This is a genomic window from Paenibacillus sp. FSL P4-0127, from assembly GCF_038007325.1.
GTDB classification, from domain to species: Bacteria; Bacillota; Bacilli; order Paenibacillales; family Paenibacillaceae; genus Fontibacillus; species Fontibacillus macerans.
The window spans coordinates 5,217,762-5,242,595 of sequence record NZ_JBBOWY010000001.1 but is presented as its reverse complement, the minus strand read 5'-3'; the positions used below and the strand labels follow the sequence as shown (position 1 = coordinate 5,242,595).

Below are 24,834 nucleotides of genomic sequence, written 5' to 3'. Positions count from 1 at the left end.
TCCCGGTAAGTAATTGGGTTAGACTTAGGATACATGCCGGGAACGTTCCCAGGTCAATAGCTTAAATAAGGAGTGGTTTTTATTCCAACCATTCACGATATTTCCCGCCGTAGCGGGGTCTCCAAATCGACCGTATCCCGCGTCTTGAACGATCATCCTCACGTTTCGAAAGAAAGCAGGGATAAAGTGCTGCGGGCGGTGCGGGAGCTCGCCTATGTCAGAAATGCGCACGGGGTTCAGCTGCGGCTGCAGTCGAATCGTATGATCGGCGTGATTGTCCCCGATTTGAACCGCCCCTATTTCAGCGAACTGGTGAGCGCGCTGGGCAAATCTTTCAGTGAGCACGGCTTGAAGGTGGTTGTCCATCAGACGTATTTTTCACGCGAACTGGAATGGGAAGTGTACGGCAAATTGGTCCGCCAGGAAATGGACGCGGTGATTATTACGCATTCTCTTTTTACGGAGCAAGAGGTCAGAGAACTGGCGGGATCCAGCGTTGCCCTGGTTTGCAATGAACCATTTCCGGGGAAATGGCTGGATGTGTTCGCCTTGGATGAAGCAGACGCCATTTATCAAGCCGCAGCCCATTTGTTGGCCAAGGGGCGGCGGAACTTGATTTTCTGTATGGATCACCGCACGCCGTTGCAGGATAAAAGGTGGGAAGGGTTTAAAAGCGCCCATCGCCATTTTGGACTTCCGTGTACGGAGGCGCAGAGATTCGGCGGCATCCATCAAGTTCAGGACGGCTTTGCACTCGGACTTGAGTTGTTTGCTTCTGAGCAAAAGCCGGACGGAATCGTGGCCGGAAGCGATGAGGCGGCGGCCGGTTTCCTGCGCGCGGCGAAAACTTGCGGCGTCATCGTTCCGGAGGAAACGGCCGTCATCGGCTTCGACGACCATCCGATCTGCCTGGTGACCACGCCGGAATTAACGACCGTTCAAAACCGGATTGCCGACATGGTCCGGGATGTTACGGACTGCTTGAACCGGCGGCTGCGGGGAGAAGCGTTCGCGCCGATGTTGCGATCTTATAAGGCCGTGCTGATTGAGCGCGGTTCGTCGTAAAGCACTTAAGCTGCGGCTTTGCCTCCCTTGGCTGGCCATTATCGGCATTGTCATTGGATTTATCCAATAGAATTGGAAATTGGGTGGAAAATGTAGTGGTTAGATTGAATATTTTCCAATAGATCGAGCTCTGCAGGGTTCAAAACGGGCGAATTGAGCGAATTCTATTGGACTTTTCCAATGGGAGCTGCAAATCGCATTCGATTTCCCCTAATCTATTGGATTATATCCAATGTGGTCCGTTAGGCTGGGAAATACCCGGGAAATAGGCGAATAAGGTCGCTGGAGTCCGTTAGAGCAGCGTCCAAAGTTTAGAAAGAGCAGAAGTCCTCGGTGCTTCTGCTCATGAGGATTAAGGGCTCCTCCTGCTTCATATAATTAAGCGTTTACAGCACAAGGCCACTCTGCAATGTCAGGCATTCATTTGCGAAGATGAGGAGGTTATCATGTGGTGAGAACGTATCGATGGCTGTTCACGCTGATCGTCATCCTGTCTCTTGCGGCGGTTCCGTTCGCGGCATCAGCCTATCAAAATCCGCGAACCTTGCCGGATGAATGGGGGCAGTATGGGCTGGGGGATCCCTATGTTCTGAAATTTAACGGCTATTACTACTTGTATGTGAGTACGAGAGATACGGACGACGGGGTAAAAGTTTGGAGCTCCCGGGACCTGGTGAACTGGAACTATCGCGGACTGGCTGCGACGGACCCGATTACGCACGGGGCATACGCGCCTGAGGTCATTTACTGGAACGGAACGTTTTATATGTACACCTCGCCCGCCGGGAACGGCCATTATGTGCTGAGCAGCACAAGTCCTACCGGACCGTTTCAAGTTGTCACCGGCAATCTCGGGAAATCGATCGACGGCCATGTCTTTATTGATGATGACGGTTCGTTCAGTTTTTACCATGCCGCTCCAGGCCGTATCGACGCCGCGCCGATGAGCAGTCCGACCACGATCGGGGCAAGTGCGTCAACAAGGGTCGGGATGGGGGGATGGACGGAGGGAGCAACGGTTTTTAAACGCAACGGAAAATACTATATGACTTATACCGGAAACCATGTGTTCAGCAAAGGGTACCGGGTGGACTACGCGGTGAGCACGTCGGGGCCGAGATCAGGTTATGTTGCTGACGGCCTCAATCCCGCTTTAATCAGCACGGAGGGACTGACGGTGGGGCTCGGCCATAATACGGTGACCGTCGGCCCGGATTTGGATACGCATTATATGCTTTATCATAATTTGGAGGGGCCGGGCATTGTCGGACCGCTGCGCCATTTGAACATGGACCGGATCGTTTGGAACAATGACAGGATGATGGTGCTTGGCCCCACGACGACGCCGCAGCGCGATCCGGAAATGCCGGATTTCTACGACTATTTTGACCGCTCCGCGATCGGGAGCAATTGGACCAATGTGGGCGGCGGCAATTGGGGCATTTATAATCAGCAGTTAATGTGGCAAAATGCGCTCGGCAATACAACCTGGTACAAACAAGTGACAGCGGCGGCCAGCGCGGCGGATTATACGGCCGAATTCAACATGAAGGAAATGAACCGGGGGACCTCCGCCAATCCGAAATTCGGCGCTGTCTTTTCCTATACGGATGAGAACAATTACGGCGTCGCGCTGCTCAGCTCGAAAAATAACCGGCTGGAGACGTTTTTCCGCATCGGCGGTGTGGATCAAGCTTGGCAGACGTTCTCTCTGCCGGCCGGCTTCGATTATTCAAAATGGCACAGCATTCGTGTCGAAAAGTCCGGATCCACGTTTAAGTATTTTGTGGACGGCATGCATAAAGGGACGCGAACCGCTAATTTGGGAGCAGGCAAAATCGGCGTGATGACGGAAGATACGCATGCGGATTTCGGCTTTGTCGCTTTTAGCAACGACGTCAACGGTAGCAGCGCCTGGGACGCTTATAAACCGGTTCCAGGCACAATCGAAGCGGTGCATTATATGAAAGGCGGCGAGGGAATCGCCTATCACGACACGACGGGCAATAACATAGGCGGCGCTTACCGGTCCGATGCCGGCGACATCCGCCTGAACAGCGAAGGGCTGTTCAATTTAGGCTGGAATCAAACCGGAGAATGGTACAAATATAAAGTGAATGTGGCGGCGAGCGGATATTATGATATCGACTTCCGCATGGCCACGACGATGGACGGCGTGCAAATCCGCGTGTGGGACGGTGCCACGGATTTAACAGGCCTGATCGGTGTGCCGAATACGGGAGACTGGGAGAACTGGCGGATCGTCACGAAGAAAAGGGTGTATCTTAACGCCGGAGAGCGGGAGCTGAAAGTGGAGTTTGTCACCGGGGAAGCGGATTTTTCGCGGATGACGTTCCATAAACGTGCTACCGTCCCGGCGACAAGCGATCATTTCGATGATGGCAATGACAACGGGTGGACCCGCTTCGAAGGCACATGGGCGGTGGAGAACGGGGAGTACAGTTCAGGCGGATCGGGGCCGGCCAAAGCCGTGTTCGGAGACGCGGGATGGGCGGATTATACGGTGGAGGCCGATCTCAAGATGATCGATTCCGGGGGCGACGCAGGGCTGCTCGTTCGAGTGTCCAATCCTTCGCATGGCACCGAAAGAGGCCAGAATAATTTGGATGCCCTTCAAGGATACTACGTCTATTTAACGACAAGCGGAGTAAACCTGGGCAAAATGAATTATAACTGGAAGTTCCTCGCCGGCTCCGCGCAGTCGTATTCCACGAATACCTGGCATCATATAAAAGTTGTCGTTAGCGGCACGAACATCAAAGTGTTTGCGGGAGATATGGCAAGTCCAAAGATCGACTACACCGACACCAGCTTGAATCCGTTCACGCACGGTAAAATCGGGGTTAGAACCTTAAACAAGCATGCGCATTTCGATAACATTTCGGTGTCACAATGATGACAAAGAGCCTGCAAATAAACTGCAGAGGACTGCCCACAGACGGGCAGTCCTTTTTTACTGCTGGCGCCAGATTACTTCCTATCCACCGGAAGGCTTAACTCAAGCTCAGGCAGGTATTCCTTTTGAATTCCTCCATCCGAACTGTACTGAAAAACGTAAGGTTTGATGACAATCGTGTCCGGAACTTTCTCAAAAGGAGTAAACAAAGTCCTAAGGCCCTTCGGTTGGTTGGCTTCCAGGGTCTCTCCTTTGCCGCTGATGAACTCCAGCGCATGTCCCTGGCCATCCGTTACGTCATAGTCAAAGGTTTGAGCGGATGTGGCGGGGTCCAAGTACTTATCCGGCAGCTTGTCAACCAGCTGGGTATAGGTCGTTTCAACGGCAACGGTGGATGGAGTGATCTCCACTTGATCGACGCGGAAGCGAAGGATCTTATTTTCGGATTGGGCTTCCGGCTTCAGTACGACGTTCTGGCCGGCTGTTTTGACAACGGGCGTAACCAGTTGAAACGGTTTTTCATTCCCCTGCAAATACAGGTTGACTGTCAGTTCAAATTGATCGGGTAAGTCCTTCATATCGGTGAAATTCATCACGGTAGCGTTCGCTGAACCAATAGGTCCTCCTAAACTCCCGGGTTCGGCTTCCAACGGTTTCCCGTCAACAAACAACTCGGTTTTTGCAAGCTGGGCACTCAGCGGCTCGCTGGCACCGGCATCTCCTTCACGCTCCAAGGCCATGGACAAACGCGCACCGTCAAAGACAATTCCGGAGATTTTCAATTTCAGACGATCCTGACTCGCTTCGGCTCGTGAGGCTTGCAGGATGCCTTTCTCGTCGGCCGTTTGAAGCCCTAAATCACCGATCAGGTTAAATACGTGTCCCATTCCCGGCACTTGCTTCAGCGATTGGGCCATGGCGGGTGAAACAAAGGCCGTTCCAAGGATACTGGCACTTAATACAACTGCTGAGGCGGCCGCGACCGAAAATCTGCGCCACGGATGATTCGTGTTTTTCCGGCGTTTCAAATCAGCGGTTGTTTCCATCAACGGTAAACCCAACTCTATACTGGTGTAGGTCTCTTCCAGTCGTTGTCTCACTTGCTCGGGTATTTTACGTTCCCCCCCCATTTTCGACATTTCCATAGCCAATTGCTTGTTCAAATCAATAGCTTTCATTTAACTTCGCCTTCCCTTCCCCGGAATATTGGAGCATATTGATCAATGCCTTACGTGCACGGTGCAGCCGGGTTTTGACCGCACTCTCGGAAATGTCGAGACAGTCCGAGATTTCTCTGATCTGCATGTCCTGGAAGTAACGCAACGTTACTACAACCCTCATAGACTCATCGAGCTGGTCCACAACTTGCCGCAATTCAACCTGCCCATATTCATCCCCTGATACGGAAGGCTCGTAATGTAAGGAAGCCATATCTACGGTTGCTTTTCTTTTGCGGTGCATCTGATTGCACTTGTTAATCAATATCCGAAAAATCCAGGTTTTAAAAAATTTGGGCTCGCGCAATGAAGATAAGGATTGGTAGGCCTGGATCATCGTCTCTTGCAAGGCGTCGGCACAATCGTCGTCATTTTGAAGAATGCTGTAAGCCATTCCGTACATGTCCGTCTCGATGCTGCGCATGAGCAGAACGAAAGCATGCCGGTCTCCGGCCTGGGCCTTGATGACATCGGATTCGAGTTTCAAAACGGCAACCTCCTTTCGGTTTATATTAGTTAGATGACATTGCGGAAGATAAACGTTACATACTAAATTTTTAAAAATGCCGTACTATCAAGTACATATAAGGAAGCAATAAACTAAAGAGGGCCAAGATATTGACGGACTTATGAAAATAAATTGAATAAGGATGTAACGTTCCCGGAAAAAAGGTGATCTAACTCTATGTAACATTAATTCGACACCTTACTTACGATTTAGGAGGAGCATTGTATGAACAGAACTGGAGCATCTAAGTATAGCACTATCATGAAAGCCGTGGGAATAACGGTATTGGCAGGGACGCTTGCTGCATGCGTGCAGCAAGCGGAAGTTCAGGCGAGCGCACGGATGGATTCTTCAAGCAACCCGGCTTTCGCCGCAGGTACATCATTGAGTTCGCCCTCTATTCAAAAGGCTGAAAAGAAGCTGGAGGAACTGACGGGGAAATCACTTACATTGGGTAAGGCCGTGAGCTTCCCTGCCGGTTGGATCCTGGATGTTCAGGGAGCGGAAGGAGGCGAGGTGACCTTCAACAAGAACGGAGAGATCGATAGTATCAGTGTAAAAATGAAATGGAGCGACCTGAGCGCTTCCCATCAGGAAGCTATGCAAAAAGCGCTGGATACCGTAATTTCCGGAGGCTCGGCACAGGCGGAACACGTGAGGCTGAGAATGGACTACAATGATACCGATCCGAAGCTCAAAAATAAGCTTCAAATGACGGCGGAGGTTCAGAACACCACAATAAATGTGCTGGACGGAAAATTGAGTATGGCTCTGGAAATCCTGAAGATACAAGATGTCCCTGAGGCAGCGGTCAAATCCGCCAAAGCCGTCATCGCGAAGGTGGATCACGTCAAAAAAACGGAGGCGCTGACCCAAGCATTCCTGATTACCGAACCGAATGCCGTCCAATATGAACTGCGTTTTGGGACACCGACCTCCAAATACCCGGTTAGTGTGAATATCGACAAAAAGACCAATAAACCAACAGGACTTTATTTGGGGTTTCTTGAGGACAAACCTGCCAACAAGAGCGAGGCGCAAATCAATAAAGTCATGCAAACTCTGAAAAATGCAAACATGGATAAACTTAAAAAGACAGCCGTTCCCCAAATTAAAAAATGGCTGGGGATGGATCTATCCGGCTACAAGCTGACCAAGGTTGCGAATGAGCCAGGCAATGCGGTCTTTACCAAAAGCGGCGCGCCGTCGGTCAAGGTTTCGTATAATTCCAAGGGAGAACTGTACTGGGTGGACTAGACTAGCTAGCGCCGACCGCCGCATTGAATTCTCATTTTTTCTCGATCAATTTGAGCCTGCAAATAAATTGCAGGCTTTTTCCATAGATATGGCGCCACTCACCTTCCCGTCCGGTACAAATGTGGTATGATGAATAAAGTAAAGACACAGATTTGTCACATTATCCATCGACAACGGGGGGCACGGGATCATGAAAAGTTTGATGGAGCTTCTTTTTAACGATAAATACCGGTCTTTGTTCTATCGTTTATCCGCCGCGCTGGGCCTGTTGGTTGTGCTGGCCGCTTTAGGTTTTGTCATTTTTAACAGCGCTTACAATCACCTTCAGCAAAAGGCCAGGCTGGAGGATTTAAGCAAAAAATCGGAGACACTTTTCAAGAATTACTATAATAATTTATTTCAAGATGTGGACAAGAAGTCCGTCGATCTATCCAATAACAAGAAATTGATGAATATATTAAAGGGTACGGAACGAGGCGGGGACATCAGCCTCACCGACATCATCAATAGCGGCGCCGATTTTTGCTGTATGATCTCCATCGATATCTACACGCGCGATCAGGCGTTTCGTTACAACCATGGCCAAATCGTCAATATCCCGCTGATGAGCGATGAGGAATGGTCGGCGAGCAGAGCGGACATCATAAAGGGCGCTAATTGGAGAATAGATGACACTGCTGCGGCTGCCTCCTCGTCTCCTCCGGCTGTGCATATCCTGCGCAGCATTCCCAATATTGCGGCGGAGCCGATCGGTTTTATCAAAATCAATTTAAACAGCCAGTCACTGTTCCAAAATCCGTTTCAGAGCGGCCAGCAGGAAAAGATGTGGCTGGAGTCGCCCTCGCATTTATTATTTTCGTTAAGTACGGGGCAACTCGATCAGGAGGCCATGGCCAGCGTCCCCCGGTTCGAGCCAGGCGCTTCCGACTCCATTTCTTTGGACGGCAAAAATTACTTTTACGATGTTTTGCCTGCCCGGTTATCGGGATGGAATTTTGTTTATGCGGTTCCCGAGGGAAGCGTAACGAATGGGATCTATTTCGGTTCCGCCCTGTGGCTCGCGTTTTTCCTTCTGTTTATCCTGTTAATTTTCTATACGTTCACCCTGATGCGCAGTGTCTTCGGAAAAATACGCACGATTCAAGAAGTCGTTGGGAGCTCGAACGTTACGGGCGTCAAGAACGGCAGAAGTTTCTCCCTTAACGTGCTGATTAACAGCGTAGCCGCTTTGAAGGATCACCGGGAAAATATCGAATGGATGTATCAGAAAAACATCCCGATCTTGAAAAAAGCCCTTTGTTATCGGCTGCTTCATCACGATCGGGGGGAATGGCCGGATATTCAAGAACAGATGGCGCAACTCGGATTCACGTTTTCCACTTCCCTGTTCTCGGTTATTTTGTTTCGCATCGATAAATATTACGACTTTCTGCAGACTTATAACAAGGCGGATCAAAGCTTGCTGCGCTTTTTTGCTTATAAAATGGCTGAAGAGATGGGCGGTCAGTCCTTCAAAGTTTTGATGTGGAATACCGAAAGCCGGGATATCGTCATGATCGCCAACGCCTTCGTTCCTATGGAGGAAGAAGTTTTCAAAGCCCAACTTGAAAGCGCAATCCATTCAATCGTCGACCAAATCAACAGTTACTTGAAAATTACCATTACCGCCGTTATCGGCCATCCGGTCCAAGATGTTCGGCATATTCCGGATAGCTGGAATCGGGTCGGCAATTTTATGGAAAGTAAAAGATATGGCGGCGGCTGTCACGTGCTGAAGTGCTGGGATCAAGACGATGAAACCCCGTTTTTTGCGGATATGCTCGAAGTCTCGCGGGGGCGGAAAGACGCCTTGCTTCAAGCCGTCAAAAGCAACGATATCCGGCAAATCGATGAAGAGCTGGAGCGGACGAAGTTGTTTTTGGAGTCTTTGGACGGTTATCCGATGATGTTTGTTCAACAGTTATTGATCGATTTCGTGATGTCGGCCGCCTATGCGTTAATGGAGATGGGCTCGAAGCTGCAGGTCGAAAAAGTATTCGCGGAGATGCATTTGGCCATGCAGCGCATCGAAAGCATTGAGGAAGCCGTGGCCTGGTTCAGGAGCAAACTGTCCTATTGGCTTGAAACCATGGAAGAGGAGCGTGCCGATCACACCGGATTAATGCCGCATGTGCTTGAATACGTGAACGCCAATTACGACCGGGAGATTTCGCTTGGCGGCATCGCTGCCGAATTGCAGCTGAGTATCGCGTATTTAAGCCGGCTGTTCAAAAAAAGCACGGGCAAAAATTTCATGGACTATTTGATTGATTTACGGATCGAACGGGCCAAACAAATGTTGACGGATTCGCCGGAGACGGTACAGCGGATCGGAGAGAAAGTCGGGTATATAAACACCCAAAGTTTCATTCGCATCTTCAAAAAAAACGTCGGCGTAACGCCGGGCCAATACCGGGAAAGCAAAACCCGCGAGACCGTAAAGCGCTTGGATGCGGGCAAGGTCTACTAGTGAGACAACCTCTACTAGCAAAAATCATTCATCGTTCAAAAAAGGTTCATCCGCCGAAAAAAGACCATTTGGGCTGGCGTGCAAATGATGATCATCGGATCAAAAATGCACGCTATTTTTTTTGATTCGGGCAGATTATATTCAAAGCCAAGATCAGCCGCTTCGATCGGCGGATCAAATTTAAAATCGGGGGGAAGATCCGATGTTGCAAAAAAGGGGAAAAGCTTTTCTATCGTTATTCATGGCCACGCTCGTCCTGTTGGTTTCCGCGTGTTCGTCTGGCGGCGGAAACGCGGAAACAAGCGGAAGCAAAGGGGGAAACACCGCGGGGGAGCAGGTGACGCTAAAGGTATGGGTACCGATCAATACGCCGGAACTCGACGCGGTGTATAAGCAAATCGGCGCCGACTTCGAGAAAACGCACGAGAACATTAAGGTGGAAATCACGACCATCCCTTTCTCCGATTACTTCCAAAAATTATCGGTGGCCTACGCCGGCGGCATTCAGCCGGACGTCCACGGGCTCGGATTCGGCCAATTGATCTCGACGGTCGACCAGGGCAATTATATGGATTTGAACACCTTGATCCAAAATGACAGTTGGTCCGGCAAAGACGATTTCTTTCCGGACATCCTGAAAGCCGGGGAATGGAACGGCGGACTGTACGGCCTGCTGATTCCCGAGATCCGTCCGTTTGTTTGGAGAAAGGACTATTTCCGGGAAGCAGGACTTGATCCCGAACAACCGCCAAAGACTTATGCCGAATTGTTTGAATTCGCCAAGAAGCTGGCCAAGAAAGAGAACGGAAAAGCCGTGCGCTCCGGACTCGATATTACGACGAGCACCGTCAACAACGCGAACTCGGAACAATCGTACTTAAGCCTGCTGCTGCTTAACGGTTTGAACTTGTATGACGAGAAAGGCAATCCGACATTCGATTCGCCGGAGTCGATTAAGGTTCTGGAGCAGGTCATGGATCTCGTGAAAGATAAAGATATCGTGTTTCAGACGGATGTGAACGTAACGGGAACCTTGTTCCAAAACAATTTGGCGGCCATGTCTTTTGCCAGCTCCTATTCATTGACGCAGTTAAGCAAGTCGATCGGCGCGGAGAATCTCGGGTATTCCCTGCCGCCGAAAGGGCCAAACGGCGAGCAAACCTCGCTGATGCTGGGAACGTTCATGACCATGGCCAAGAAAACCGAACACCCGCAAGAAGCTTGGGAATTCCTGAAATTTATGTTCTCGCCGGAAGAAATGCTGCCGTTCTCCAAAGCATCCGGCTACATCCCGCCGCTGAAATCGCTCCAAGACGAGTTCGTGAAACTGGATCCAGCTAATGAAGTTATTTTTGAATCGATGAACGACGCCAGCAGCTATTTGCCTTCGGCCAACTGGAATACGATCGTCAAGTACCTGCGGATCGGCTTGGAAGAAGCCTACTTCGGGAAAAAATCGCCGGAGCAAGCGATGGAGGATGCCGCGGAAGCGGCCCGGCAAGAAAGCGCCAAAAAGTAAAAAGCGAATTCCGGGGCCCCTATGTGCTGCTGTTATGCTCAGGGGGCCTTTATGGAAAGGGGAAAACGCATGAACGCGACCTGGAGAAGAAAACTAACGCCCTATCTATTGATATTGCCAAACGTGCTTATCTACTTCATTTTTATTTTTGTTCCCCTTTTATGCGTCATCTATTTAAGTTTCACCAACTACAGCATCTTGTCCCCCGGCCATTGGGTGGGGTTGTCCAATTACGAACGGATGCTGGAAGATCAATTGTTTATGGGCGCCGTCAAAAATACGTTTGTGTTTTGGATCGTGTCGGTCCTGCCGCAGATGGCGCTCGGTTTGGTTCTGGCCGTTTTGTTGAATTCGAAAATTAAAGGGCTTTCTTTTTTCCGTGCGGGGTTGTATTTGCCGAGCGTCATCTCCGGGGTCGCGGTATCCATGACATGGCTCTACTTGTATGACTTTCAGAGCGGTCCGTTTAATGCGGTGCTAAAGGGGCTGCATCTGAATCCGGTCAATTGGCTGGGGGATGCGCAGTACGCCTTGATGTCGATCAGTATTCTCGGCATCTGGGTCGGGACCGGATACGCGTTGATCGTATACTTGGCGGGTCTGCAATCGATCTCGCAGGAATTGTACGAGGCGGCCAGCATCGACGGGGCTTCGAAACTGCGCATTTTTTTCCGGATCACCGTGCCGCTCTTGAATCCGATGACGTTTTTCATTTTCGTGACCGCGACGATCCGCTCGTTCCAAGTCTTCGATTACGTTTACGTGATGACCAAAGGCGGGCCGCTGAACGCGACGAATACGATCGTCAACAGCATTGTGGATACCTCTTTCGCGCAGTATGAAATGGGATATGCTTCGGCGCTCTCCATTTTCTTGCTCGTCATTACGCTGGTCATTACTTTGATCAACTACCGAGTCGGAACGAAAACGCTGGATAGCTGAACGGAAGAAGGGAGAGAGACCGTTGAAGAAGCTCGGCATGGCAAAGATTCTAGTCTACGTATTTTTGATCGTGATTACACTGCTCAATTTATTTCCCGTTGTGGTCATGATTTTTACTTCGCTGAAGGGGAACGATGAACTCATTTCGGGAGCGTTCTCCCTGCTGCCCCGCGATTGGCATTTCGAAAATTATCTGAAAGCGATGGAGAGCGGGAAATGGGGGCTTTATTTCAAAAATTCCTTGATCGTCACCCTGGTCGTGACGGCCGGCAGTCTCTTATTCAACACGCTAGCGGGGTATACGTTTGCCAGAATCCGCTTTCGGGGCAGCACGATCATCTTCGTGTGCTTGCTGGCCGGGATGATGGTGCCCGCGCAGTCGATTGTGGTTCCGCAGTTCATCATTATGAAAAGCATTCCGCTGTTCGGCCATAACGACATTTGGGGCCAGGGCGGAACGGGCTGGCTGAACACGTATTACGCTTTGATCATTCCCGCTTTGTCCGGGTCGATCGGCATCTTTATGGCCAGACAATTTTTCTCGGGGTTTCCAAAAGACTTGGATGAGGCGGGTTATATGGACGGGTTGGGTTATTTCGGAACTTATCTGAGAATTTTCTTGCCGTTAAGCGGTCCATTGATGGCGACACTCGGCATTTTGAAAATCGTTTCCGTCTGGAATGAATTCTTCCAGCCGCTGATCTTCACGAACACGGAATCGATGCGGACCATCCAATTGGCGTTATCGCTGTTCAAAGGAGAGTTTACGATCCAATACAACTTGCTGATGGCCGCCACCGTGCTGGTGTCGTTGCCGATGCTCGTCGCCTTCCTGTTGTTCCAGAAACAGTTCGTCGGCAGCATCGTCTCGTCCGGCGTCAAAGGTTAAATTACGAAAGAAAGCGAGGTAAATGTGATGAAAGCAATCATGCTGATGTTCGATACGTTAAATCGGCACATGCTGCCCCCTTATGGATGCGATTGGGTCCACGCGCCAAACTTCAAAAGGTTGGCCGAGAAAACCGTCGTTTTCGATCATGCCTACGTGGGGAGCATGCCTTGCATGCCCGCGCGGCGGGAACTCCATACGGGACGTCATAATTTCCTGCATCGCAGCTGGGGGCCGATCGAGCCTTTCGACGACTCGATGCCCGAACTATTGAGCGAAAACGGCGTATACACCCATCTCGTCACCGATCACCAGCATTACTGGGAGGACGGCGGCGCGACTTATCATACCCGGTATAGCTCGTGCGAGTTGATTCGCGGCCAGGAAGGCGATCCCTGGAAAGGGGAGGTCGCCGACCCGGAACACCCCGAATCGATCGGGATGAAGGCGATGGGCCGGCTCGTCCGCCATGACTGGATCAACCGTAAATACATTCGCGAAGAGCAGGATTTTCCGCAAGCGCGTACGATGGAAAACGGGTTGGAATTCATACGGACGAACCGGAACGAGGATCGCTGGTTCCTGCAGATCGAAACGTTCGATCCGCACGAGCCGTTTTATGCTCCGCAAAAATACCGCGACCTCTATCCCCACGATTACGCGGGCAAGCATTTCGATTGGCCGCCGTACGGGCCGGTTACCGAGACAAGGGAGGAAGTGGAGCATCTGCGGTACGAATACGCGGCGCTGCTCAGCATGTGCGACCACTACTTGGGGAAAGTGCTGGATGTCATGGATGAGTTTGACATGTGGCAGGACACCTTGCTGATCGTGAATACTGATCACGGGTTTCTGCTGGGCGAGCACGATTGGTGGGCCAAATCGGTGATGCCTTATTACGATGAGATCGCGCATATGCCGATGTTCATCTGGGATCCCCGCAGCGGGAAGCAGGGCGAGCGCAGGCAAAGTCTTGTGCAGACGATCGATTTGGCGCCGACGCTGCTCCGCTACTTCGGGGCCCACGTGCCGAAGGACATGCAAGGGAAAGACCTCGAAGCCACGATCGCCAGCGATCGGCCTGTCCGCGATTCCGCGATCTTCGGCATGCACGGCGGGCATGTGAACGTGACGGACGGGCGTTATGTCTATATGCGCGCGCCGATGACCGAATCGAACATGCCGCTATACAACTATACGTTGATGCCCACACATATGCGCAGCCGCTTCTCCGTGGAGGAACTTCGCGGCTCGGAACTCCATCCGCCGTTTACGTTCACGAAGGGCGTCCCAACGCTGAAAGTCCAAGGTGTCGGTCTCTACAATCGGGCCCATGCGTTCGGCACTCTGTTGTTCGATTTGCAGCAGGACCCCCGGCAGGAGCACACGATTCAGGACGAGGCTTTGGAACGAGCGATGATTCAGTTGTTGAAGCGGAACATGGAAGCGAACGAAGCCCCGCCCGAGCAGTATGTACGGCTAGGTTTATAGATCAAGCGCCACCATCATTTATTATCTAAATAAGTTGAACTAAAAAAAGTCGGGGGTTAGGCAAAAGTGTGAAATGATTCTGAAGAAACGGCAGTGGTCGCCTTTGTGAGCGGATTTCTACAGTATCTGAATCTACTTAATAAAAGAAATCCGCGAACAACAGCGATCGTAAGAACATTTCACACGGCTGCCCCATTCCGTACAATGATTAGTTCAACATATATAAAATCCATGGATGAAGGAGCGAGCTAAAAGATGCGCATCTTGTTTTTGGATCTCGATTCGACGTCGCCCGACCATTTGGGATGCTACGGGTACCCCAGAAATACATCCCCGAATATCGACCGCATCGCGAAACAAGGCGTCCGGTTCACCAATTATTACACGTCCGACGCTCCGTGTGCGCCTTCCCGCGCCGCGTTCATGTCCGGCCGTTTCGGTATCCATTCGGGACTCGTGGGCCATGGGGGAACGGCGGCGGACTTCCGGCGAGAAGGGGAGCCCCGGCAATTCCGCGATTTGCTGACGACCGAAAGCCTTCCGGGATTCCTGCGGTCAGCGGGCATGAAGACCGTGCTGTTCAGCCCTTTCGGAGAAAGACATTCGCAATGGACCTTCTATGCGGGTTTCTCGGAAATCCACAATTCGGGCCAAAGCGGCATGGAATCGGCGGAGGAAGTAACGCCAAGCGTACTGGATTGGATCGACCGCAATTCGCAGGACGACAATTGGTTTCTGTATGTAAATTATTGGGACCCCCATACCCCTTACCGGGCACCGGAGGAATTTGGGAACCCGTTCGCCGGTGAACCGCTGCCCGAGTGGATGACGGAGGAGATGCTGGAACGTCACCTGAGGAAAGTCGGTCCGCATAGCCCGCGGGAAATCAACATGTTCGACAATCGGACGAACCCCAAATGGCCGCGCCAACCCGGCGAGTTTCTCGACATGGAAGGCTTGCGGCAAATGATCGACGGCTATGACTGCGGAATCCGCTACGTGGATTCACACATCGGCCAGCTTATCGACGCGCTCGGCCGCAAGGGCGTGCTGGAGGAACTAGTTATCATCATCTCCGCGGATCACGGCGAAAATCAGGGACAACTCGGCATTTACGGCGAACATGCCACGGCGGATCAAGGCACATGCCGAATCCCGATGATCATTTGCTGGCCGGGCGTTACCCGGCCGAACGTCGACGAAGGACTGCACTATCATCTGGACTTTTTGCCGACCATAGCCGAACTGCTTGGCAAGAAACCTTCCCCGACCTGGGACGGCCGGAGTTATGCGCCCGCTTTAACCGCGGGAACGGACTGCGGAAGGGATTATCTGGTCTTGTCCCAATGCGTTCATGTCTGCCAACGCAGCGTGCGCTTCGGGGATTGGCTGTACATGAGGACGTATCACGACGGTTATCATTTGTTCCCAAAAGAAATGCTGTATAACCTGAAGTCGGATCCGTTCGAGCAGCAGGACGTGGCAGCTGAGCATTCGGATGTCTGCATGCAGGCCGTCTATCGGCTAAACGATTGGCATGACGAGATGATGGCATCCATGACTTACGACGTCGATCCGTTATGGACCGTCATTCAAGAAGGCGGCCCTTATCATGCGAAAGGCCACCTTCCGTATTATGTCAAGCATTTGGAACAAACGGGCCGCGCCGACGCCATACCCGAACTGAAGAAGCGGCATCCGCGGGAATTTCGGCAGGGGTAGGCTGGAGAGCCCGCTTTCATAGAGTCAATGTCTTTACGGAATTTCGTTCGATGATCGTAGGGTTGACAATAACCTCTCGGTTGGCCGCCTGATTGCCTTGAAAATATTCGAATAGCAGGGTGGCCGCTTCGACAGCCATCCGATAAACGGGCACATAAACGCTGGTCACGGCGGGAACGCATTGGTTCCCGTCGTTTTTGCTGTGCTCGATGGTGATGAGGGAAACGTCGTTCGGCACATCAAGACCCAAATTATTGAGGAAATTAATCGTTTGCTGAGCTTTGGATATATCGTCGAGAAGTAGAGCGGTCGGTTTGTCGCCTTGTTGCGAAAAAACCGTTCCTATTAATTCCAGATAGGATTTCAAATCACCGGCATAAGTAAAGTGTTTAACGATCAAATCATCACCGCTGTGCTCTGCTTCAAACTCGCGGATTACCGGCTTAATCGGGGCCGTTTCCGCCGTAAGCACGGCAATTCTCCTATGGTTGCGTTCGTAAAAATAGTCCAGTATCTCGCGATGATACTGCTTATAACGCGCATAAACGTTCATTCCGGCCTGGTCAAACAGCTTCTCCCCGATATAGACGACGGGCAGTTGCATGGTAAGCAGCTCAAACAAGGAAGAACATGCAATAGGGGCGCTTCCCAAAATGAGCCCGTCAATCCGTTTCTGCTTGATAAAAGCATAATATTGCGGGGGAGTTTGATTCGCTAAAATCCGGTCGGCTTCGTTCGTTTCATTGATTAAAAGAAGGTGAAAACCGTGCTGAACCAGGACGGAGTTAACTCCATTGATGAACTCCAGCAGATAGGTGCTGTATAAGGACCGGGTAGAGTCAAGGGGCATGGAAAAATACAGGCCGATTAATTTGGTTTCGCTGTTGGCCAAATTTTGGGCGACGACATTGGGAACGAAGTTCAGTTTGTTCATCGCGTCGATGACTTTTTTTTCGGTTTTTTTGCTCACATAACCGCTTCGGTTCAATACGCGGGAGACCGTGGAGATGGAAACTCCGGCTAAATGGGCTACATCGTATATTGATACTTTCATCATTAAATCCCCGCAGGTGCAAATCTGCATGTATTTGAGAAATGGAGCCGTACTAAAGATGTGGTAGCGCTTCTCGAATTTAAGTTAGCATAATGGGCGAAGCTAAGTCAATTCGCTGTCTTTTCAAGTGAACCATATTTTGGCAATCATTTTTGGATTGAAAAGAAGGCGGTTCCCATGTATAATCTGGGAAAGCGCTTTACCAAAGGGTATAGATTAATCCGGCAGCCGGATTAACCCTAATGAGGTTCGTTAAATGTGGAAGCGCTTCTATATTGTCTGTCGGCTGAAATGAGGCATGGCCATGGCCTGAAAGCGGAAACTCGGAAACAAGCGAAATGTTTATTTGTCAAGCGCTTTGTTATTTCTGATGTGGAAGCGCTTCTATATTGAGATCAGGTCGCGAAACGCCTGCTTTAAGGAGGTGTTTGGAAAAATTAATGGTATAGCAGGTGTGAAAGAAAGGAGGTGTTCAGCCCAATGTGGAAGCGCTTCTATAAACCGGATTCGACATAAAGCGCATTGCAAAGCGGATAATCGGCAACACTGAAACGAATGTATTCCTATCCAAAATTTGGGGGTTGAAACGATGAATGCAACAAAACCGCAAACAGCCAGCAAAGGGAATATTTTTCAATATTCATTGGGCGGGTTTGGTTCCAATATTCTGTTTTTTCTTCAGTTGTCTTTCTTGATGTATTTTTACACCGATGTCTTCGGTGTTTCCCCGGCCGCCGTCGGGTCGCTGTTTTTGGGAGTCAGGCTGCTTGATGCCATATTCGATCCGATGATAGGAATACTGTCCGACCGTACGAGAACGAAATGGGGGAAATATCGCCCTTATCTGATTTTTGGTTCTCCTTTGCTGGCGACCGTAACCATACTGCTATTTACGGCTCCGGATTTGAGCCCGTCGGGCAAAATCGTCTACGCGGCATTTACTTATCTCTGCTACTCGTTAGTATCCTCCCTTGTGAATGTTCCGTTCCACTCCTTAACGGCGGTCATGAGCAAGGATCCGAATCAAACGACGACGATTTCCACCGCCAAGCAATTTATGGCGCTGCCGGCTCAGATCCTCGTTAACGCGGCGGTGCTGCCGATGGTCGCTTTTTTCGGAAAAGGACAACAGGGCTGGCTGATCACGGCGATCCTCCTTGGGGTGATCTCTCTATTTTCCTATTGGATTTGCGCGAGCGGTACCAAACGTTATGATACCCTGGACGGGGATAGCGGACATTTGCATCCACCGCTCAAAACACAGCTAAGCCTTGTCGCCAAAAACAGACCGCTGCAGATTTTAATGTTCTCTATGTTCCTGAACCTGGTTGCCACGACGACGAACGCTTCAGTCGCCGTGTATTTCTGGCAGTATAACGTAAACGACGTCAGCTTGTACTCGCAGATCTCCTTATGGGGGCTAATTTTGTCCGTGCCTATGTATGCCCTTACACCGTATATCGCGAGAAAGATCGGCAAGAAAAACGTGTTTCTGTACGGCAGTCTCGCGTCCATTGTGCCGACCGCAGTCATCTTGATAACTCCGTATGAAAACGTCACGGCTTTATTTATCGCCACAGTCGTAAAGACGGTATTGGGACCTTTCGCCGGAGCGATCGTGTGGGCGATGATTCCGGATTGCGTTCAGTATGGAATTTGGAAAACGGGCATTCAGGGAGCCGGAACCGTAACCTCTTCCTGCGTATTCGTAAATAAGCTGGGATCGGCGATCGGCGGTGTGCTGGCGGGGTTCATTCTAGGCGCCGTAGGATACGTGGCCGGGCAGGCGCAAAATCCCGAGGTGCTGCGGACGATTCTTTATCTGTTTGCGGGCGTACCGCTGATCGCATACATCGGCACGATCATCGTGCTGAAATTTTATCATATCCCGCCGGAGGTTTTTCAAGCGTCTTCAGCGGATCAACCAGAGGACCCAGCTTCCGGGGTAACCGTTTAGGTTCCATTGGTCTTACAAACTTAAATATATAGATATCTCGTATGTATTTTGGAAGGAGAGGATTTTGCAATGAAAGCCATTATGCTTATGTTTGACACGTTAAACCGGAGAATGCTTCCCCCTTACGGGTGCGATTGGGTGCATGCCCCCAATTTCCAAAGATTGGCCGAGAAAACCGTAGTTTTCGATCACGCTTATGTCGGCAGTATGCCCTGTATGCCGGCGCGCCGGGAACTGCACACGGGAAGACACAATTTTCTTCACCGCAGTTGGGGGCCGATGGAGCCGTTCGACGACTCGATGCCGGAACTCCTGAAGAATAACGGTGTTTATTCCCATATGGTGACCGATCATCAGCATTATTGGGAAGACGGAGGAGGCACATACCACCCCCGTTACAGTTCGTACGAACTGATTCGCGGGCAGGAAGGCGATCCCTGGAAAGGCGAGGTGGCCGATCCGGAAATGCCGGATATGCTCGGGATGCAGCACGGTTTAGTCCGGCAAGACTGGGTTAACCGGAAGTACATGCGCGAAGAAAAGGATTTTCCGCAGGCGCAAACGATGGAAAAAGGTCTGGAGTTTATCCGGCAAAACTGCGGCCAGGATCGCTGGTTCCTGCAAATCGAAACCTTTGACCCGCATGAGCCGTTTTTCGCCCCGCAAAAGTACCGTGATTTGTATCCGCACGAGTACAACGGCAAGCATTTCGATTGGCCGCCTTACGGCCCGGTGCGGGAGACGAAGGAAGAAATCGATCACGTACGGTACGAGTATGCGGCTTTGCTTAGCATGTGCGATCATTATTTGGGCAAAGTGCTGGATACCATGGATGAACTTGATTTGTGGAAGGACACGATGCTGATCGTCAACACCGATCACGGCTATTTGCTGGGAGAACATGACTGGTGGGCCAAATCGATCATGCCTTTTTACCATGAGATCGCGCATATGCCGTTGTTTATTTGGGATCCGCGCAGCCGGAAGCGCGGGGAGCGGAGGAACAGCCTGGTGCAGATGATCGACATGGCTCCGACGCTGCTGAAGTACTTCGGTCTGGATGTTCCGCCGGATATGCAGGGACAGGATCTGAAGGATACGATCGATCAGGACCGGCCGATCCGGAATGCGGCATTGTACGGGATCCACGGCGGGCATGTGAATGTGACCGATGGACGTTACGTTTATATGCGGGCGCCGGTGTCCAAGGACAATTCGCCGCTGTACAACTATACGCTCATGCCGACGCATATGCGCAGCCGGTTTTCGGTTGAGGAGCTGCAGGAGCTGAGCCTGCAGGAGCCTTTTTCGTTTACCAAAGGACTGCAGACGCTGAAAATAAAAGCTTCCGGTTCCGGGCATTGGCATTCCTTCGGCACGCTTCTGTTCGATACGGAGGCAGATCCTTTGCAGCAGCAGCCTATTCAGGATCCGGAGTTGGAACAAAAAATGATCGGCCTGCTCAAGGAGCGAATGGAGGCGAACGAAGCGCCGGCCGAACAGTATGTGCGGTTAGGAATATAGCCCGGTGGGCAGATGCACGAAAAATTTTATTTCTTGAGGAGCTGAGAAACATGGTTGATTTGAAAGCCAAACCGTTTAATTTGTCCGCTGAAGATATCGATTGGGTGGAGCGGACGCTTGCCGGCATGACGCTGGACGAGAAGGTCGGGCAGCTGTTTTGCCTGGTTGGCTATTCCGATGAAGAAGAATATTTGAAGCGGCTGGCGGCGGAATACAAGGCCGGGGGTTTGATGTGCCGGCCCATGCCGGCGCGGGATATTCTGAATACGGTGCAAACGCTGCAGCGGAACGCCAAAATTCCAATGCTGATCGCGGCCAATTTGGAGAAGGGCGGCTCCGGCATTGCCGAAGAGGGCACCACCGTCGGATCGGTGATGCAGGTGGCCGCCACCGATGACGACGACATGGCCTACAAGCTCGGCGTTGTCTGCGGCCGCGAAGGCGCGGCGGTCGGCTGCAACTGGGCATTTGCGCCGATCATCGACATCGATTACAATTTCCGCAATCCGATTACCAATACGCGCACATTCGGCTCCGATCCGGAGCGGGTCCGCCGCATGGGCATCCAGTATGTGAAAGGCGTGCAGCAAAACGGCGTCGCGGCTTCCATCAAGCACTTCCCGGGCGACGGGGTCGACGAGCGCGACCAGCATCTGGTGGAAAGCATCAATTCCTTATCCTGCGAAGAATGGGACGCCACCTACGGCGCCGTGTACAAGGCCTGCATCGAGGAAGGCGCGATGACGGTGATGGTCGGTCATATCCTGCAGCCGGCCTACAGCCGGAGGCTTAATCCGGCACTAAAAGATGAGGAGATTTTGCCGGCCTCTTTATCCTACGAATTGGTGACGAAGCTGCTGAAAGAACGGCTCGGCTTTAACGGTCTGGTGGTGACGGATGCTTCAACGATGGCGGGAATGATGATTTCGATGCCAAGATCGCAAGCCGTTCCGCGGGCAATCGCCGCGGGCTGCGATATGTTCCTGTTCTGCCGCAGTCTGGAAGAGGATTTCAGCTATATGAAGCAGGGCATCGAGGACGGGATCATCACCGAAGAGCGCTTGAATGAAGCGCTGACCCGGATTTTGGGGCTGAAAGCGGCCTTGAAGCTGCACCGCAAGCAGGCGGAGGGGACGCTCGCGCCCAAGCTGGAGGAAGCGCTCAAGGTGCTGGGCGCGGAGGAACACCGGCAATGGTCGGTGGAGTGCGCGGATAAGGCGGTCACCTTGGTCAAAGAAGAACCCGGAGTGCTGCCGATTCATCCCGACAAATACAAACGCGTCCTTTTCTATGATATTGAATCCCAACAGGGAGTGGCGTACAGCGCGCGCGTCGGGGCCGCCGAACTGTTCAAGGAGAAGCTGAAGAACGAAGGCTTCGAGGTGACCACGTTCGAGGTGAATCCCGGGTTTGAAGGCATGATGTCGGCGCAAAGCGAAGTGCTCGGCAAATACGATCTGATCATCTATTTGGCCAATATGGTGACCAAAAGCAATCAGACGGTGGTCCGCATCGAATGGAAGCAGCCGATGGGCGCCAACGTCCCGACCTTTATGACCACCATTCCGACGCTATTCCTTTCGGTCGAGAATCCGTACCACCTGTTGGACGTGCCGCGGGTAAAAACCTATATTAACGCCTACAATTCGAACGACAATGTGCTGCAGGCGCTGCTCGACAAGCTGATGGGCCGGTCGGAGTTCAAAGGGACAAGCCCGGTCGATGCGTTTTGCGGCCTGTGGGACGCCAGATTGTAAGCAGGATCAGGCTATCGCGACAGGAAGCTGCCGCAATTCGCTGCGGAGATGATAGAGCTGCAGGAATCAAGAGAGAAAGCGGAGCAGGAGGAGGGAGAAGCATGAATCGGCGGTATCAGGCGGTCATTTTCGATTTGGACGGGGTGATCGTCTCGACGGATCATTATCACTTTCAGGCGTGGTCCGAGCTGGCCCGGCAGGAGGGGATCGCATTCAACGAGCAAATCAATCACCGGCTGCGCGGCGTCAGCCGCATGGAAAGTTTGGAGATTATCTTAGAGAAAGCAAGCAAGCGTTATACGCCGGTGGAGAAGCTGGAGCTGGCCGAGCGGAAAAACGAGGTTTACCGCGGTTTGCTGGGCAACCTGACCGATGGTGACATGCTGCCGGGGGTGGCGGATACTCTGTCCGTTCTCCGCGAGCGGGGATACAAAATCGCCATCGGTTCGTCCAGCAAAAATACGCCTATCATTTTGGAGCGGATCGGCTTGTCCGGTTATTTCGACGCGGTGGCGGACGGAAACGGGATCAAAAACAGCAAACCGGACCCGGAGGTGTTCCTGCTGGCGGCCGGCAAGCTGGGCGTTCCGCCCGCAGAATGCCTTGTCGTTGAGGACGCGGAGGCAGGAATCATCGCGGCCAAACGCGGCGGCATGGCGGCAGCGGCCATCGGCGAGGCGCGAAGCTGCCACGAAGCGGATTATTCATTGACGAAGATCGAAGATTTGTTGCTGATCGTGTAAATAGAGTGCAAAAAATGATGCCAGAGGACGCTTGTACAGCGCCTCGGGCATCTTTTAGTTTTTTTGGACTATAGTTTGAGAAGTAACGTAATATATTACACGCCATGAAAGCGATTTATATTTTTCTTGACGAAAATTATTTTCATATTTATCATAAGAATGAAAATAGATTTAGAGGAGTGGTCGCTCATGAAACGATACTTTGAGAAGGCGCAAAAATTCGGTAAATCCTTCATGCTTCCCATTGCGGTACTGCCAGCTGCAGGTCTTTTGTTAGGCATCGGCGGCGCATTATCGAATCCAAATACGATCAGCTCCTATCCGCTTCTGCAAATCATCTGGCTGCAGCAGATTTTTACCGTGATGAGCAGCGCCGGAAGCATTGTGTTCGATAATCTCGCTTTGATCTTCGCCATCGGCGTAGCCGTGGGGATGGCAAGAGCGGATAAAGGAACAGCGGGACTGGCAGCGGGGCTGTCCTATCTGGTGATGAATGCCTCGATCCATGCGATGTTGATCAATACCGGGAAGCTTGCCGCAGACAACCTGGCAGGTGCGGGCCAGGGCATGGTGCTGGGAATTCAAACCTTACAGACAGGGGTTTTGGGAGGAATTGTTGTCGGATTGGTCACGGCGTGGCTGCATAACCGGTACAATAAAATCGAGCTTCCCCAGTTTCTTGGCTTTTTCGGCGGTTCCCGGTTTATTCCGATCGTTTCGTCGTTTGCGGCCATCTTCATCGGCATTGCCTTATTTTTGGTCTGGCCGACAATCCAAACCGGTATAGCTAGCCTCGGCAGTCTGGTCGACAAAACCGGTTATATCGGGACGCTGTTTTACGGATTTTTCTTGCGTATGCTGGGGCCTCTGGGGTTGCATCATATTTTCTACCTTCCCTTCTGGCAAACCGGTTTGGGAGGAACCATGGAAGTAGCGGGCAAAGTATACGAAGGAACGCAGAATATCTTTTTTGCGCAATTGGGCGATCCCGCAACCGGGAAATACTTTATCGGGACATCCAGATTCATGTCAGGCCGGTTTATCACGATGATGTTCGGTTTATTGGGTGCCGCGCTGGCCATTTACCATACGGCTAAACCTGAACGTAAAAAAGTGGTTGGCGGATTGATGCTGTCTGCCGCGCTCACTTCATTTTTAACAGGGATTACAGAGCCTTTGGAATTCTCTTTCTTGTTTGTAGCTCCCGTCCTGTACGTGATTCATGCCGCATTTGACGGGTTTGCTTTTATGCTGGCGCACATTTTCGAAATTACCATCGGCCAGACGTTCTCCGGCGGATTGATTGACTTTATCCTGTTCGGAATTCTCCAGGGCAATGGGAAAACCAACTGGATCCTGGTGCCGATCTTCGGTGTAATATGGTTCCTCCTGTATTATTTCACGTTCCGGATTTTGATCGTTAAACTGAATCTGAAAACGTTGGGGCGTGAAGATGAAGCAGTGGCTGATTCGGAGGCAGCAGCTCCAGGGAACGGCGGTACTTCATCGCCGCCCGGAGAATCCAGATCGGCTGCCATATTGAAGGCGCTTGGCGGTACGGAAAATATTACGGACCTGGATTGCTGCGCTACGCGGCTGCGGGTTACGGTCATCGATAAGGATAAGGTGCAAAAGGACGCATTTGCAGCTACAGGAGCTAAAGGTGTTGTATTTGTCGGGAACGGAGTGCAGGTGATTTACGGACCTCAGGTCACGGTAATCAAGAATGAAATTGAAGAATATTTGGAAACGGAGTAATGGCA

17 protein-coding genes are annotated in these 24,834 nt (G+C 51.5%); 14 read left to right on the top strand and 3 right to left on the bottom strand.

What is annotated here, in order from left to right:
- The first annotated feature begins 72 nt into the window (after nt 1–72).
- Both NYE74_RS23425 and NYE74_RS23420 read left to right on the top strand, forming a co-directional pair.
- The gene (locus NYE74_RS23425; RefSeq protein ID WP_227872637.1) at nt 73–1,065 is read left to right on the top strand and encodes a LacI family DNA-binding transcriptional regulator; all 993 of its coding nucleotides are present in this window, start codon (nt 73–75) and stop codon (nt 1,063–1,065) included.
- A gap of 451 nt (nt 1,066–1,516) precedes the next feature.
- Entirely contained in the window at nt 1,517–3,982 is a 2,466-nt protein-coding gene (locus tag NYE74_RS23420; RefSeq protein ID WP_316561210.1) for a family 43 glycosylhydrolase, read from the top strand.
- A 74-nt stretch (nt 3,983–4,056) separates the two neighbouring features.
- Here the strand turns inward: NYE74_RS23420 and NYE74_RS23415 are convergent, their stop codons facing one another.
- Nucleotides 4,057–5,160 carry a DUF4179 domain-containing protein gene (locus NYE74_RS23415; protein ID WP_036623982.1) on the bottom strand — a complete coding sequence of 368 codons (1,104 nt, stop codon included), beginning with the start codon at nt 5,158–5,160 and terminating at the stop codon, nt 4,057–4,059.
- A complete protein-coding gene (locus tag NYE74_RS23410; RefSeq protein ID WP_155620183.1) occupies nt 5,147–5,686 on the bottom strand; it encodes an RNA polymerase sigma factor in 540 nt (179 codons plus the stop codon). The genes NYE74_RS23415 and NYE74_RS23410 overlap by 14 nt, the downstream gene beginning before the upstream one ends.
- A gap of 246 nt (nt 5,687–5,932) precedes the next feature.
- On the opposite strand from NYE74_RS23410, the gene NYE74_RS23405 reads away from it, so the two are divergent.
- The 7 genes from NYE74_RS23405 (at nt 5,933) to NYE74_RS23375 (ending at nt 16,036) form a co-directional block, all read left to right on the top strand.
- Complete coding sequence (locus NYE74_RS23405) at nt 5,933–6,964, top strand: hypothetical protein (protein ID WP_036623980.1); 1,032 nt, start codon at nt 5,933–5,935, stop codon at nt 6,962–6,964.
- Between the two features lie 190 nt (nt 6,965–7,154).
- A complete protein-coding gene (locus NYE74_RS23400; RefSeq protein ID WP_316561211.1) occupies nt 7,155–9,473 on the top strand; it encodes a helix-turn-helix transcriptional regulator in 2,319 nt (772 codons plus the stop codon).
- A 202-nt stretch (nt 9,474–9,675) separates the two neighbouring features.
- Nucleotides 9,676–10,992, top strand: a complete 1,317-nt coding sequence (locus NYE74_RS23395; RefSeq protein ID WP_036623978.1) for an ABC transporter substrate-binding protein — start codon at nt 9,676–9,678, stop codon at nt 10,990–10,992.
- 51 nt (nt 10,993–11,043) lie between these two features.
- Nucleotides 11,044–11,934, top strand: coding sequence for a carbohydrate ABC transporter permease (locus NYE74_RS23390; RefSeq protein WP_051985538.1), 891 nt, complete (start codon nt 11,044–11,046; stop codon nt 11,932–11,934).
- A 37-nt stretch (nt 11,935–11,971) separates the two neighbouring features.
- Complete coding sequence (locus NYE74_RS23385; RefSeq protein ID WP_213509999.1) at nt 11,972–12,823, top strand: carbohydrate ABC transporter permease; 852 nt, start codon at nt 11,972–11,974, stop codon at nt 12,821–12,823.
- A gap of 27 nt (nt 12,824–12,850) precedes the next feature.
- Entirely contained in the window at nt 12,851–14,314 is a 1,464-nt protein-coding gene (locus tag NYE74_RS23380) for a sulfatase (RefSeq protein WP_036623977.1), read from the top strand.
- 255 nt (nt 14,315–14,569) lie between these two features.
- The gene (locus tag NYE74_RS23375; RefSeq protein WP_036623976.1) at nt 14,570–16,036 is read left to right on the top strand and encodes a sulfatase family protein; all 1,467 of its coding nucleotides are present in this window, start codon (nt 14,570–14,572) and stop codon (nt 16,034–16,036) included.
- A gap of 16 nt (nt 16,037–16,052) precedes the next feature.
- Here NYE74_RS23375 and NYE74_RS23370 read toward each other — a convergent pair whose 3' ends face one another.
- A complete protein-coding gene (locus tag NYE74_RS23370; protein ID WP_170179956.1) occupies nt 16,053–17,090 on the bottom strand; it encodes a LacI family DNA-binding transcriptional regulator in 1,038 nt (345 codons plus the stop codon).
- Between the two features lie 589 nt (nt 17,091–17,679).
- Here NYE74_RS23370 and NYE74_RS23365 point away from each other — a divergent pair.
- The 5 genes from NYE74_RS23365 to NYE74_RS23345 all read left to right on the top strand — a co-directional run bounded on the left by NYE74_RS23365 (nt 17,680) and on the right by NYE74_RS23345 (nt 24,829).
- On the top strand, nt 17,680–19,047 hold the full coding sequence (locus NYE74_RS23365) for an MFS transporter (protein WP_051985536.1): 1,368 nt from the start codon (nt 17,680–17,682) through the stop codon (nt 19,045–19,047).
- 69 nt (nt 19,048–19,116) lie between these two features.
- Complete coding sequence (locus NYE74_RS23360; protein WP_213509998.1) at nt 19,117–20,571, top strand: sulfatase; 1,455 nt, start codon at nt 19,117–19,119, stop codon at nt 20,569–20,571.
- A 50-nt stretch (nt 20,572–20,621) separates the two neighbouring features.
- Entirely contained in the window at nt 20,622–22,328 is a 1,707-nt protein-coding gene (locus NYE74_RS23355; protein WP_341005193.1) for a glycoside hydrolase family 3 protein, read from the top strand.
- Nucleotides 22,329–22,429: 101 nt separating this feature from the next.
- On the top strand, nt 22,430–23,071 hold the full coding sequence (gene pgmB / locus NYE74_RS23350; protein ID WP_341005192.1) for a beta-phosphoglucomutase: 642 nt from the start codon (nt 22,430–22,432) through the stop codon (nt 23,069–23,071).
- 189 nt (nt 23,072–23,260) lie between these two features.
- The gene (locus NYE74_RS23345; protein ID WP_341005191.1) at nt 23,261–24,829 is read left to right on the top strand and encodes a PTS transporter subunit EIIC; all 1,569 of its coding nucleotides are present in this window, start codon (nt 23,261–23,263) and stop codon (nt 24,827–24,829) included.
- Nucleotides 24,830–24,834: the final 5 nt, after the last annotated feature.